9 protein-coding genes are annotated in these 12,151 nt (G+C 68.6%); 6 read left to right on the forward strand and 3 right to left on the reverse strand.

Features of this window, described 5'->3' with window-relative positions; genetic code table 11:
• The first annotated feature begins 116 nt into the window (after nt 1-116).
• A complete protein-coding gene (locus ACAM51_RS05405) occupies nt 117-1,193 on the forward strand; it encodes a phosphotransferase enzyme family protein (protein ID WP_218340176.1) in 1,077 nt (358 codons plus the stop codon).
• A gap of 115 nt (nt 1,194-1,308) precedes the next feature.
• On the opposite strand, the gene ACAM51_RS05410 is transcribed toward ACAM51_RS05405, so the two are convergent.
• Complete coding sequence (locus tag ACAM51_RS05410) at nt 1,309-2,472, reverse strand: glycerophosphodiester phosphodiesterase (RefSeq protein WP_218295488.1); 1,164 nt, start codon at nt 2,470-2,472, stop codon at nt 1,309-1,311.
• A gap of 244 nt (nt 2,473-2,716) precedes the next feature.
• On the opposite strand from ACAM51_RS05410, the gene gdhA reads away from it, so the two are divergent.
• Together gdhA and ACAM51_RS05420 are read left to right on the forward strand one after the other, a co-directional pair.
• Nucleotides 2,717-4,060 carry an NADP-specific glutamate dehydrogenase gene (gdhA, locus tag ACAM51_RS05415; protein ID WP_369642939.1) on the forward strand — a complete coding sequence of 448 codons (1,344 nt, stop codon included), beginning with the start codon at nt 2,717-2,719 and terminating at the stop codon, nt 4,058-4,060.
• A gap of 138 nt (nt 4,061-4,198) precedes the next feature.
• A complete protein-coding gene (locus tag ACAM51_RS05420) occupies nt 4,199-5,032 on the forward strand; it encodes an alpha/beta hydrolase (RefSeq protein ID WP_369642940.1) in 834 nt (277 codons plus the stop codon).
• A 21-nt stretch (nt 5,033-5,053) separates the two neighbouring features.
• Here the strand turns inward: ACAM51_RS05420 and ACAM51_RS05425 are convergent, their stop codons facing one another.
• Nucleotides 5,054-6,349: a serine hydrolase domain-containing protein gene (locus ACAM51_RS05425; protein WP_369643773.1), complete on the reverse strand. Its 1,296-nt coding sequence runs from the start codon at nt 6,347-6,349 to the stop codon at nt 5,054-5,056.
• A gap of 244 nt (nt 6,350-6,593) precedes the next feature.
• Between ACAM51_RS05425 and ACAM51_RS05430 the strand changes: the two genes are divergently transcribed.
• Genes ACAM51_RS05430 through ACAM51_RS05440 form a run of 3 tightly spaced genes read left to right on the forward strand, consistent with a single transcriptional unit; the run spans nt 6,594 to nt 9,495 of the window.
• Nucleotides 6,594-7,826 (forward strand): multidrug effflux MFS transporter, encoded by a 1,233-nt coding sequence (locus tag ACAM51_RS05430; protein WP_369642941.1) that lies wholly within the window; start codon nt 6,594-6,596, stop codon nt 7,824-7,826.
• Nucleotides 7,827-7,828: 2 nt separating this feature from the next.
• Entirely contained in the window at nt 7,829-8,836 is a 1,008-nt protein-coding gene (gene miaA / locus ACAM51_RS05435; RefSeq protein WP_369643774.1) for a tRNA (adenosine(37)-N6)-dimethylallyltransferase MiaA, read from the forward strand.
• Nucleotides 8,833-9,495, forward strand: a complete 663-nt coding sequence (locus tag ACAM51_RS05440; protein WP_369642942.1) for an ABC transporter ATP-binding protein — start codon at nt 8,833-8,835, stop codon at nt 9,493-9,495. The genes miaA and ACAM51_RS05440 overlap by 4 nt, the downstream gene beginning before the upstream one ends.
• A 108-nt stretch (nt 9,496-9,603) precedes the next feature.
• Here the strand turns inward: ACAM51_RS05440 and ACAM51_RS05445 are convergent, their stop codons facing one another.
• Nucleotides 9,604-11,580 carry an IPTL-CTERM sorting domain-containing protein gene (locus tag ACAM51_RS05445; protein WP_369642943.1) on the reverse strand — a complete coding sequence of 659 codons (1,977 nt, stop codon included), beginning with the start codon at nt 11,578-11,580 and terminating at the stop codon, nt 9,604-9,606.
• Between the last annotated feature and the right edge of the window lie 571 nt (nt 11,581-12,151).

Consider the following 12,151-nt stretch of genomic DNA (forward strand, 5'->3'; position numbering starts at 1 on the left):
GCCCGCGATCTCGCGCCCCCCGAGGCGGGCGCCGAGGTGCTTCTTTGGCTGGCCTTAAGGCACGGAGCGCGGCTTTGCCGGCAGAATCGGCCGCCCTGCTCCCAAGGACCCTGCCCATGATGGCCTTCGACGCCCAGTCCATCGCACAAACCACCCCCACGGGCGACGCCATTGCCCGGGCCGTGGCGGCCGGCTGGGCGCTCGGTCCCGTGGAGCACTGCGTGCTGCTGCGGCGCGGCTTCAACCAGGTGTACGAAGTGCGCTTTGCCAGCGGCCAGCACGCCATCGCACGCCTGTGCGCCGAGAGGCCGCGCGGCGCGCCGAACATCGCCTACGAGACCGCCCTGCTCACGCACCTGCGGCGCGGGGGTATCCCGGTCGCCGCCCCGCTGCCGGCGGCCGATGGAAGCTTCAGCGTGGCGCTCGCCCTGCCAGAGGGTGGCCGCGCGCTGCTCCTGTTCGACTTTCTGGCGGGAGATCCCCCCGGCGAGTCGCTGGTGGACATCGAGGCCACCGGCCGGGGGCTGGCCCGGATGCACAACGCCGCACAGGGCTACCACGGCCCGCCAAGCCGCTACACGCTGGACCTCTCCCTGCTGCTCGACGCATCGCTGGAACGCATGCTCGCCGCCCCCACGGTGGACGCGGCGCTGGGACGCGAGTTTGCCGCGCTGGCCGGCGGGCTGCGCCAGCGCTTTGCCGCATGGCCCGACCTCACCCGCGTGCACTGCCACGGCGACTGCCATGGCAGCAACAACTTCATGAGCGACGGACCCGGGCAGGGAGACGAAAGCAGCCGCGTGGCAGCCTTCTTCGACTTCGACGATGCGGGCCCGGGCCTGCTGGCCTACGAGCTGAGCGTGTTCCTGTGGGTGCTGCTGCCGCGCAGCCTGGAAACACCCCTGTCCGCCGCCCTGCGGGAACGCTGGCAGCGCTACCTGGCGGGCTACACCGGCGTGCGCCCCGTACCGCCGCAGGATCTGGCGGCCATTGCGCCCTGCCTGGCGGTGCGCCAGTTCTGGGTGATGGGCGAATACGCGGGCCGTATCCCCGTGTGGGGCACCCAGGCCATGCCCACCCACTGGCTGCGCAAGCAGATCCCGCTGATGCAGGCATGGATGGACCTGCCGACCGCCGAGGGGCTGGTGGCCGCGGCACCGGCCGTGGCCGCGCCCGCCGCACAGGCGCATTGAACGCTGGGGCCCGCCAGGGCGCCCTGGCCCTCCGCCCAGGACAAGGCCCGCGGCGGCGGGCCTTGTCGTGTGGTTTCAGCCTGGCACCGGGCCAGGGCCCGTGGCCGTTGGCGGATCAGTTGTCCCGCGCCGCCTTGGCGGTGTCCGGGAAGTCGCTGAACACGCCGTCCACACCCAGGTTGTAGAACAGCTTGTACTCGGCCTTGGGGTCGCCCTTGAAGTCCGAGGCCAGGCGCTTGGCCTCGCTGCGGAAGGTGTAGGGGTGCACCATCAGGCCCGCGGCGTGGGCATTCTTCACCACATCGGTGGGCGCCATCATCACGCGGTCGCGTTCGTCGATCTTGCCGTCGCCATTGAGGTCATCGGCCTTGCCGTCCTTGTTGGCGTCCACCTGCTTGGAGGGGATGAGGTACGGCTTCCAGGGGCCGATGCCGTCGGCATAGGTCTTGACCTCCTTGAGGCCCGCGGGGGTGAGCAGGCTGGCGAAGGTGCGCGCGTCGCCGGCCACCGCAAAGTCGTAGGGCTTGTCGTAGGGGGCGGTCAGGTCCATGCTGCCGTCGGGGTTCACGTCGTTCGCGTCCACCAGCTGCACCAGGCGGATCTGCGTCTTGGTGCGCAGGTACTTGAGGTTGGACACCTCGAACGACTGCACGATGACCGGCGAGCTCTTGGCGGTGTAGCCGTACTTGGCCAGCGTGGCGAGCAGGCGGTCTTCCAGCGGCAGGCCCAGCTTGGCATGGAAGGTGGGGTGCTTGGTCTCGGGGTACACGCCCACGGTGCGGCCGGCCTTGGCGCCTTCGTTCTTGGCGAGGTCCAGCACTTCTTCCAGGGTGGGGATCTGGTACTTGCCGTTGTGCGACTGGTCGCGGTCCGACAGGGGCTGGACGGCGCGCAGGGTCTTGATCTCGGCCAGGGTGAAATCCGACACGAACCAGCCCTCTTCCTCCACGCCGTCCACCATCTTCTTGGTCTTGCGGCCCGCGAACTCGGCGCGGGTGGACACATCGGTGGTGCCGGTGATGTTGGGTTCGTGGCGCGCCACCAGCACGCCGTCCTTGGTGGCCACCAGGTCGGGTTCGATGAAGTCGGCGCCCATGTCGATGGCCCGCTTGTAGCCCTCGAGCGTGTGGTCGGGCAGGTAACCGGCGGCCCCCCGGTGGCCGATCACGAGCGGCTTGTCGCCATTCAGCGTGGGATAGGGGTTGTCATCGTTGCCGCCGCAGGCCGCCAGCGTGGCCAGCAAGGCCAGCGCACCCAACTTCGCACCAGGAATGTGCATGCTCTTCTCCTCGTTGTGTTTAGAACCGCCGAACTGTGGCCGCCGCCTGTGACAAGGCGATGACTCCCGTTTTGCGCGCCGGTGACAGCCCACGCCAGCCCCCCGCCGCACCAACATATGGCAACCCACCCGCCACATTCCCCACCATTGTGCATAGGCATGCGCATAAACGTATAACTTTTGAACATAATTCGATGTTGCAGCGCGCCATTGCCTGCTTTTTGACGCAGAAAGCTTTTTGAACATGAAATACGAGTCCGCAGGCAGCTTCCTTTCCCACGTGGCCCACCGCAATCCGGGTCAGCCCGAATTCCTGCAGGCCGTCACTGAAGTCATGGAAAGCCTGTGGCCCTTCATCGCCCAGCACCCCCGCTATGCCGAGCATGGCCTGCTGGAGCGGCTCGTCGAGCCCGAGCGCATCGTGATGTTCCGCGTGTCGTGGGTGGACGACCATGGCACCGTGCAGGTCAACCGCGGCTACCGCATCCAGCACAGCATGGCGATCGGCCCCTACAAGGGCGGCCTGCGCTTTCACCCCTCGGTGAACCTGTCGGTGCTCAAGTTCCTGGCTTTCGAGCAGACCTTCAAGAACGCGCTGACCACGCTGCCCATGGGCGGCGGCAAGGGCGGCTCCGACTTCGACCCCAAGGGCAAGAGCTCCGGTGAAGTCATGCGTTTTTGCCAGGCCTTCGTCTCCGAGCTGTTCCGCCACGTCGGTGCCGACACCGACGTGCCGGCGGGCGACATCGGCGTGGGCGGCCGCGAGGTGGGCTTCATGGCGGGCATGATGAAGAAGCTCAGCAACCGGGCGGACTGCGTGTTCACCGGCAAGGGCCTGTCGTTCGGCGGATCGCTGATCCGCCCCGAGGCCACGGGCTATGGCACCGTGTATTTCGCGCAGGAGATGCTCAAATCCCGGGGCCGCTCGCTCGACGGCATGCGCGTCTCGGTCTCGGGATCGGGCAACGTGGCGCAGTACGCGGTCGAAAAGGCCCTGCAGCTGGGCGCCAAGGTGGTCACTGTGTCGGATTCGAGCGGCACCATCGTGGACGAGGACGGTTTCACCCCGCAGAAGCTGGCCGAGCTGATGGAGGTGAAGAACCACCTGTATGGCCGCGTGAGCGACTACGCAGCCCGCACGGGCTCCCGCTTCGAGGCCGGTGTGCGCCCCTGGCACGTGCCCGTAGACGTGGCCCTGCCCTGCGCCACGCAGAACGAGCTGGACGCCCAGGACGCCGCCACCCTGATCAGGAACGGCGTGGTCTGCGTGGCGGAAGGCGCCAACATGCCTTCCACCATCGATGCCGCCAAGGCCTTCGAGGCGGCAGGCGTGCTCTACGCCCCCGGCAAGGCCAGCAACGCCGGCGGCGTGGCGACCTCGGGCCTGGAAATGAGCCAGAACGCCGCCCGCCTGTCGTGGCCCCGCGAAGAGGTCGATGCGCGGCTGCTGCAGATCATGCAGGGCATCCATGCCGCGTGCCTGCACTATGGCAAGCGCAGCGACGGCAGCGTGAGCTACGTGGACGGCGCCAATATCGCGGGCTTCGTCAAGGTGGCCGACGCCATGCTGGCGCAGGGCGTGGTCTGACCTTTCTTCGGGAAGCGTTTCAGAAGCGGTGAAAAGAAGGGCAGTTGCCGGGCAGTTGGCGGGCTCTGCGGGAAGATGGGCACAAACCCTGCTTTCCGTGCGAGAACTTTCCGGCACGATGGCGACTCTCTCCTTTCCATGAAACGCACCCCCCTCCTGATCTCCCTGGCGCTGGCCATCGCCGTCTCGGCGGGCTGCGCCACCCTCGACGCCAAGCAGCGCGAGTGGATCTTCCAGCCCAGCGACCGCAGCTGGGGCGGCCCCCAGTCCACCGAGGACATGCAGGACGTGTGGATCGATTTCCAGTCCGAGGCCACCGGCCAGCCTGGCCGGCTGCACGGCCTGTGGCTGGCGCATGCGCGCGCGGACGCCCCCGTGATGCTGTACCTGCACGGGGCGCGCTGGAACGTGGCGGGCTCTTCCGGCCGCATGCGCCGCATGCAGGAACTGGGGTTCTCGGTGCTCGCCATCGACTACCGAGGGTTCGGTCAGAGCAGCGCCGCGCTGCCTTCCGAGGTCACGGCCGGCGAGGACGCCCGCGCCGCCTGGGACTGGCTCGCCCGCCAGGCGCCGGGGACGCCGCGCTACATCTTCGGGCACTCGCTGGGCGGGGCCATCGCCATCGACCTGGCCCGCCAGGTCCCCGACGAGCAGGGCACCATCGTCGAAGGCACGTTCACGAGCATCCCCGAGGTGGTCAGCACCTTCAAATGGGGGTGGCTGCCCGTGTCGGCCCTCATCACCCAGCGTTTCGAATCCGTGCGCAAGGTCTCCGAAATCGGCTCGCCCCTGCTCGTGGTGCATGGCAGCGAAGACAGCCTCATCCTGCCCAGCCTGGGCCGCAAGCTGTACGAGGCGGCGGCCGAGCCCAAGCGGTTTGTGCTGGTGGAGGGTGGTTCGCACCACACCACCAACGCCGTGGGCCAGGGCCTCTACCGCGAGGCCATGGTGGCTCTCTTCAAGCTGAAGTAATTTGGCCTGGAGGGCACGCCCTCAGCGCCGCACCGCCTGCGCCAGTGCCGCCCAGGCCTTGAGCGTGAGCGGGTGGGTGAAGCCCGCGCCCGCCACCGGGTGCGACGAGAGCTTGACCACCACCATCTCGGCAGCCGGGTTCACATGGATGAACTGGCCGTGGATGCCCGCGGCCTCCCAGGCGCCATCGGCGTTGTGCAGCACCCACCACTGGTTGCGGTAGCTGTAGCCGGGGCGAAACGCCATGCCGCCCATCTTGAACTTCTCGCGGTCGCCGCCTTTGGCGGTATCGTCGATCACGGCCTTGTCAAAAATCTTTTGGCCGTTGTAGCTGCCGCCCAGGCGCAGCATTTCGCCAAACCGCGCCAGGTCGCGCGCCGTGGCATTGAGCCCTGCGCCCTGCAGCGGCGTGCCCACGCTGTCCACCATCACGTGGGCGTCTTCTTCCATGCCCAGCTTCTGCCAGATGTTCTCGCTCATCAGCTCGGCCCAGTGCTTGCCGGTGGCGCGCGAAACAATCCAGCCCAGCACCTCGGAATGCACGGTGCGGTACACAAAACCCGCGCCGTGTTCGCCTTCCTTCTTGAGCGTCTTCAGGAAGTCATACACAGTGGTCGGCCCCTGGTAGCCCGGCGGGCGTGGCAGCATGCCGCTGGACCAGCTGTAGCCAAAGATCTCGGTGGCGGGGTCGGTGTAGACCTCGCGGAAACGCACGGCGCCCGTCATGTCCATCACCTCGCGCACCTTCATGTCGCCCCAGGCCGAGTCGGCCAGCTCCGGCACATATTTGGTGACCAGCGCGCTGGGGTCGATCTTGCCCTCGTGCGCCAGTTGCGCGGCCATGAGGCCGGTGAACGACTTGGTGACCGAGAACAGCAGGTGCGGCGTGTACGGCTTCATCTGGTTGTCGTAGCGCTCGTACACCACGCGGCCCTTGTGCACCACCACCAGCGCATCGGTGTAGGTGCGGGTGAGCCACTGGTCCACCGTGATGGGCTGCCCCTTGTCGTCATCAAACACCACGCCGCCCAGGGGCTTGGGGTCTGCAGGCAGGGCCGATGCAGCCGCCCCACCCCGGCGGATGTTGTGCGTGGGCTGCAGCTCGCGCAGGTGCTGCAGCGCCCAGCGCATCTGGGGGTACTTGAAGGAATTGCTCAGGTCCACACGCTGCGCGCCCTCGGGCGGGAAGGTGGTCATGTAGCCCAGCTTGTCCAGCGTCACGCTCTCTGGCGCGGGCAGGGCCGGGGCCTGCGCCTGGGCGGCCAGGGCGGTGCCCAGGGCGGCCAGCGCCAGCGCACTGCGCAGCCGGGTGGTCATGGCGGGGCGCCAGCCCTGGGACCCTCGGCGGGTTGTGATCTTGTGCATGGGATGTCTCCTGGCTTGTTGTGTTGTGTGTTGTTGTGCGGCGGCCTGGGTCCGGCCAGCCGCACCACCATGGTGCTGCGCCACCGGCCCCGCGCCCTGTCACCCGCGCGACGCGCGTCACACACCAACTCTCACCATCTCTCACAAGCCCCGCCCGGCAAGGCGCCCGTGCCCCATCTGGTACCCTCAGACAGATATGTCTGCCCCCTCCGCCACCGCCGTGCCCACGGCTGCTTCCGCCTCCATCCAGCCCGGCCTGGCCATCCTGGTGCTCGCGCTGCTGCTCTCCATCCAGCCCGTCACCACCGACCTGTACCTGCCCGCCCTGCCCGCCCTCACGCGCAGCCTGGGCGCACCCATGGCGGCCGCGCAGCTCACGCTCAGCGGCCTGCTGCTGGCGTTTGGCTGCTCGCAGATGGTATGGGGGCCGCTGTCGGACCGCTTCGGACGCAGGCCCATCCTGCTGGCGGGGCTCGGCATCTACACCCTGGCTTCGCTGGGCAGCGCATTTGCACCCACCATGGCGCTGCTCATTGTGTGGCGCATCGCCCAGGGCGCCGCGATGGGCGCGGTGGTGATGTGCGCGCGGGCCATCGTGCGCGACCTGTACACGCCGCTCGACGGCGCGCGCGCCATGTCCAAGGCGCTCACGGGGCTGGGCATCGTGGCCTGCATCTGCGCGCCCATGGGCGGGCTGCTCAGCGAATGGCTGGGCTGGCGCGCGGCGCTGCTGGCGCTCACGGTGTATGCCGTCGTCACGCTGGCCCTGGTGGCGCTGCGCATGCCCGAGACCCTGGCGCGGCGCAACCCGCAGGCACTGCAGCCGCGCGTGCTGCTGGGCACCTGGATGCAGGTGATGCGCCACCCCACCTTCTGGGCGTTCTCGCTGCAGACCACGGCCACCTACGGCGGCCTGTTCACCTTCCTGGCAGCCTCTTCGTTCGTTTATATCGACGTGCTGGGCCTCACCCGCACGCAGTACGGCTGGACCATGGCGTCTGCCTGCCTGGCCTACTTTGGCGGCACCTTCCTGTGCCGCAGCCTGCTGGCCCGCTTCGGCCTGCAGCGCACGGTGGCCATCGCGGGGGCACTGAGCATCAGCGGCGGTACGCTGATGGCGCTGGTGGCGCACCTGGGCTGGCACCAGCCCTGGGCGCTGACCTTGCCCTTCTATCTCTTCATGCTGGGCCACGGCATCCACCAGCCCTGCGGGCAAAGCGGCGCTGTCGGCCCGTTTCCGCAGGCGGCGGGCGTGGCGTCGGCGCTCAATGGTTTCATGATGATGCTGGCCGCCTTTGCCATCGGCGGCTGGCTGGGCGCGCGCCTGGACGGCACCGTGTGGCCCCTCGTCAACGGCATCTGGTTCTGGTCGGCCGCGCTGGCGCTCATCTCGTGGACGCTGGTGCAGAAGTTCGGAGCCCGCGCGTGACCCTGCCCGAGCCCCTGCTGCCCGCCATCGCCCTGGCAGGTCCCACGGCTTCCGGCAAGACGGCGGGCGCGCTCGCGCTGGCCGCCGTGCTGGGCAGCCAGGGCGTGCCGGTGGAGATCATCAGCGTCGACTCCGCCCTGGTCTACCGGGGCATGGACATCGGCACCGCCAAGCCCGCCCCCGAGGAACGCGCCGCCGTGCCGCACCACCTCATCGACATCCGCGACCCGCTGCAGGCCTACAACGCGGCCGAGTTCGTGCAGGACGCGGCGCGGCTCATCGGCGAGATCCGCGCGCGCGGCGCGCTGCCCCTGCTGGTGGGCGGCACCATGCTGTACTTCAAGGCGCTGTTCGACGGCATCGACGACATGCCCGCCGCCGACCCCGCCGTGCGCGCGCGGATCGAAGCGCGGGCCACCGAACGGGGCTGGCCCGCGCTGCATGCGGAACTGGCGGCGGTAGACCCCGTGACCGCCGCCCGCCTGGCGCCTGCCGACAGCCAGCGCATCCAGCGCGCGCTGGAGGTGTGGCATGTCTCCGGCCAGCCCCTGTCGAGCTTTCACACTACAAAAAAGAGAGCTTCAGGCGCAGATCCAGCAAGCGCTACAGCCCTCTTCTCCTTGGAACCGGAGGACCGCGCCTGGCTCCACGCCCGCATTGCCCAGCGCTTTGACGCCATGCTCGCCGGAGGTTTGCTCGACGAAGTGCGGGCCTTGCGCGCACGCGGCGACCTGCATCCGGACCTGCCCTCCATGCGCTGCGTGGGCTACCGCCAGGCGTGGGAAGAGCTGGACTTCCAGGCCACCCGCGCACCCGGCACGCCCCTGAACCTGGCCCACCTGCGCGAGCGCGGCATTGCCGCCACGCGCCAGCTCGCCAAGCGCCAGATCACCTGGCTGCGCGGCATGCCGGGGCGCCACACCATTGCGTGCGACCAGCCCGACGCCACGGCCCGGCTCGTGCAGGCCGTGCTGCGGCGGCTCGCGCAGCGCGAGCAGGCCGCGCCATGACGCTGCTGCGCGCCGAACAGCTGGGCAAGCGCTACGGCGACACGCCGGTCTTCGCCCAGGTGCAGTTCACGGTGGCGCCCGGCGAATTCGTGGCCATCGTGGGCGACTCGGGCGTGGGCAAGTCCACCCTGCTCAACTGCCTGGCCGGGCTGGACAGCTGGGACACCGGCCGCATCACCCACGGCACCACCGACCTGGGCGAGCTCGACGACACGGGGCGCGCCCTGTGGCGCCGCGCCCACGTGGGCTTTGTCTTCCAGGCCTTCCACGTGCTGCCGCACCTGGACGTGGCGCAGAACGTGGCCCTGCCGCTGATGCTGCTGGGCCGCAACGACCCGGCGCGTGTGCAGCAGATGCTGGACGCCGTCGACATGGGCGCACTGGGCGCGCGCCTGCCGCAACAACTGAGCGGCGGGCAGCTGCAGCGCGTGGCCATCGCCCGCGCGCTGGTCCATCGCCCCGCCCTGCTGCTGGCCGACGAACCCACCGGCAACCTCGACCCCACCACCGCCGCCCGCGTGATGGACCTGCTGCTCGCGCAGACACGCGGGCATGGCGCGTCGCTGGTGCTGGTCACGCATTCGGACGCCGCTGCGGCCCGCGCCGACCGGGTGCTGCGGCTGACGGCGCACGGCATGGCCGAAAACGCTATCAATTGACGAGCTGCTTGCGCTTGCCCAGCAATGGCTGGATGCCAGTTCGTTTGATACCTATTTAAGTCGCTGCCCCCAACAGCGCCGGCGCGGGGACGGCGTGGCACCGACCGGCTACCCCCACAGCCGCCGCCGAACCCCCAGCCCCCCGACCAGCGCCGCCAGCAACACCAGCCCCCATTGCGACAGCGTGGGGATGGCCGCCACGCCAGACGGGTCCGGCGGCAGGGCGGCCACCACCCCCACCTGTCCGGGGTCCACGATACGGCCGTTGGACTGACCGTCGTCGTCGCCCTGGCCGCCATCCGCCAGCACCAGCGTGGCCGTGGTGGAGCCCGCTGCCGCCGTGGCACCGCCATAGGGCGCCCAGGCGCCGCCCGAGAGCTTCCAGTACTGCGCGCCTTGCGGCAACGGGCCGGGGTAGGTGATGGTGACGGCCACGTTCGACTGGTTGCAGCCCGCGAGCACGAAGTCCAGCAACCCGTACGGAAACTGCACGTTGGCGGGCGGCGCGGTGCTGGCGCTGCTGGCCTGCAGCACCTGCACGCGCTCGAAGGCGCAGGTGGCGCCGCCGCCCGATACCGCTACGCCCACCGTGCCGCTGCCCGTGAGCGACGGCGCGGAGAACGCCTTGCTGTCCGCCAGCGGCGTGACCGGCGGCGCAACCGCCGGGGCGCCGGCCCCCGCGCCGTTCTCGGCCCTCACGCTGAAGGTGTAGGTCGCCCCGTTGGTCAGGCCCGGCACGGTGCAGCTGGTGGCGGGCCACGCGGCCGTGCAACCCGCGGTGCCCGGGGCCGTCACGCTGTGCTGCGTGATGCCTCCGCCCGTGGCGGCGGGGGCCATCCAGCCCACCACAGCCTGGCCGTTGCCCGGCGTGGCCGTGGCGGATGCCGGGGCGCCAGGAACCGTGGCGGCGATCTGCACGCCCTGCGTAACCTGGGGCGCCGCGCCCCAGTTCGCATCGCCCGCCTGGTTGGCGGCCAGGGTGCACATGCCCGCGCCCACCATCGTCACCGAGCTGCCCACCACCGAGCACACGCCCGGCGCCAGGCTGGTGTAGACCACCGCCGCGCTGGAGCGGCCGGTGGCCGCCGGGCTGATGGCGAAGCTGCCGCCCGGGACAAAAACCTGATTCGCCTGTGCGGGGAAGACGATGGCATTCGCGCCTGGGCCGATGGCGACGTTTTGCGTGGCCAGCGGCGCGGCGGTCCAGGCTGAATTGCCAGCCTGATTGGCCATGATCGTGCAAGTGCCTGCGCCAACCATGGTGACGACAGTGCCCGACACCGTGCACACGCTTGGAGTTTGGCTCCCAACATAAACCACGGCCAGACCCGACGTGGCGTTGGCCAGCGGGTTGATGGCGAAGTTGCCGCCCGGCACGTAGGTCTGGCCTGCCTGTGCGGGGAAGTTGATGGCCTGCGTGCCCTGCAGCCACACGGCGGTGCTGGCAACCGACGCCGCACCCGGCCCCACGCCGTTGATGGCATGAACGGTAAAGCTGTACTGCGTGGCATTAGCCAGACCCGACAAAGTGCAAGGTATGGCCGTGCCGCACGATGCCTGCACAGGGCCTCCGTTGATGGTGGCGACATACTCGGTGATGGCGCTGCCGTTGGGAGCGGACAGCAGCCAGTTCAGCGTGACTTGGCCGCTGCCAGGCGCGCCGGGGGTCGCTGTAACCCCTGCGGGGGCTGCGGGCACGCCCACAGGCGTCACAGGCGCAGAAGCGACCGATGCGCTGCCCGTGCCCATGGCATTGGTCGCCGTTACCGTGAAGGTATAGGCTGTGCCATTGGTCAAGCCGGTGACGGTGCAACTCGTGTCCGTGGCAGGGCTGGGTGTGCATTGCCTGCTGTTGTCTTGCACCGCCGTGACGGTGTAGCCGGTGATGGCACTGCCGTTGTCCGCAGGGGCCGCCCAGGTGACGGTGGCCTGGCTATCGCCATGTGTGGCAACCGGCCCCGCAGGAGCATCGGGTTCCGTTGCACTTCGAAAGACTCCGCCACTCGTTCCAACATAGATCGTTGTACGCTGGGGTGTGCTGGCCAGCACCATGGCGTTGATCGAACGCTCGTTGGAATTATTCAAGCCACCGTTGAAGGTCACCCAGTTGGCCCCTCCATCCACGCTCTTATTGAAGCCTTGATAAGCCGTTCCGGCAAAAAGCGTTGCAGGCTCAAGAGGGCTCACAAGAGTTTCTAGCACATGGGTAGAGCTGATTCCAGTGTTCATCGCAACCCAAGTTGCCCCTCCATTCACGCTTTTGAATACGCCGCCGGTCTGCGTACCAGCGTAAATTGTGGCAGGACTATTTGGGTCGATGGTCAAGCTGTACACGTACAGCGAAGCGCTGCCCATGCCGCTACCGATGGCTGTCCAGCTCGCGCCGCTATTGGTGCTTTTGAAAAGGCCTCCTTCATACGCCGCGGCATAAACCGTCGCCGGAGTCACAGGGTCCACAACAACGGTCCACGCATTGCTGACGCCATAGACGCTCCACCATGCTGCCCCACCATCAACGCTTTTGAATATCCCCAAATCCGTACCCATGTAGAGGGTGTTGGGAGTGACAGGGTCCATCGTGATAGAGAGCACACGGGTGCCTGGGTACCCATTGTTGATCTGAGTCCAACTCGCTCCGCTATTCGTACTTTTGTAA

The organism is Acidovorax sp. A79 (assembly GCF_041154505.1).
In the GTDB taxonomy this organism is placed as follows: domain Bacteria; phylum Pseudomonadota; class Gammaproteobacteria; order Burkholderiales; family Burkholderiaceae_C; genus Acidovorax.

Excerpts from the sequence above, each read along its gene's own strand:
- ACAM51_RS05405 (WP_218340176.1), top strand. The coding sequence starts at position 117 with ATGATGGCCTTCGACGCCCAGTCCATCGCACAAACCACCCCCACGGGC.
- gdhA (WP_369642939.1), top strand. The coding sequence starts at position 2,717 with ATGAAATACGAGTCCGCAGGCAGCTTCCTTTCCCACGTGGCCCACCGC.
- ACAM51_RS05425 (WP_369643773.1), bottom strand. The coding sequence starts at position 6,349 with ATGACCACCCGGCTGCGCAGTGCGCTGGCGCTGGCCGCCCTGGGCACC.
- ACAM51_RS05410 (WP_218295488.1), bottom strand. The coding sequence starts at position 2,472 with ATGCACATTCCTGGTGCGAAGTTGGGTGCGCTGGCCTTGCTGGCCACG.
- ACAM51_RS05420 (WP_369642940.1), top strand. The coding sequence starts at position 4,199 with ATGAAACGCACCCCCCTCCTGATCTCCCTGGCGCTGGCCATCGCCGTC.
- ACAM51_RS05430 (WP_369642941.1), top strand. The coding sequence starts at position 6,594 with ATGTCTGCCCCCTCCGCCACCGCCGTGCCCACGGCTGCTTCCGCCTCC.
- ACAM51_RS05440 (WP_369642942.1), top strand. The coding sequence starts at position 8,833 with ATGACGCTGCTGCGCGCCGAACAGCTGGGCAAGCGCTACGGCGACACG.